General features: G+C 56.4%; 2 protein-coding genes. One reads left to right on the top strand and one right to left on the bottom strand.

Annotated elements, in window-relative coordinates:
* On the bottom strand, positions 1-151 hold a 151-nt coding region (locus AC5S16_RS23170), incomplete at its 3' end, for an acyl carrier protein (protein ID WP_493932498.1).
* A 187-nt stretch (positions 152-338) separates the two neighbouring features.
* On the opposite strand from AC5S16_RS23170, the gene AC5S16_RS23165 reads away from it, so the two are divergent.
* A partial coding sequence (locus AC5S16_RS23165) for a hypothetical protein (RefSeq protein WP_493932497.1) occupies positions 339-557 on the top strand: 219 nt, incomplete at its 3' end.

The raw sequence follows: 557 nt of genomic DNA, 5'->3' as shown, positions 1-557 counted from the left end.
ACGCTTCTTCAAACTGCATTACCAGCTCGACGACGTCGAGCGAGTCCGCGCCCAGGTCCTCTTGGAATGATGCGCTGGGCGTCACTTCAGCTTCGTCGACCTGAAGCTGCTCGACGATGATTTGTTTTACCTTGTCTTCTACTGCTGCCATGCGTTTCTCCTGTCCATCGATACGGCAAAAAATTTAGATGAAAACTCTTCCGGGCGAGGTGCACAACTTGAGAACACACGAATACCGCGCTCGAAATTTCAAGTCTACTGAGGACTGGCCGTCCAGGCAACCGCTGGACGCGCAGTCCCGTGTCGCCGGATGCGCAGTCCGTGCGAGTATATTCGCTATGCTCTCTCTTGCAGTAACGGGTGTTGTCGCTGTCCTTGTGGGAATCGCGATTGGATATTGGATTCGCAGCCTCAGCTCGCGCTCGGAGCTTGATGCGAGGTCGGCAATAGCGGCATCCCTTTCGACCCAGCTGGCCGAACGCGAGAATCAACTGCGCGAGGCTGCTCAGAGGGCCGAATCCCTGGGTGTGGAAAAAGCGCGCCTGGAAGAACGCCTG

The sequence above is a fragment of the Acidobacterium sp. FHG110202_01 genome (assembly GCF_059115305.1).
This window is presented reverse-complemented; position numbering and strand designations above follow the sequence as displayed.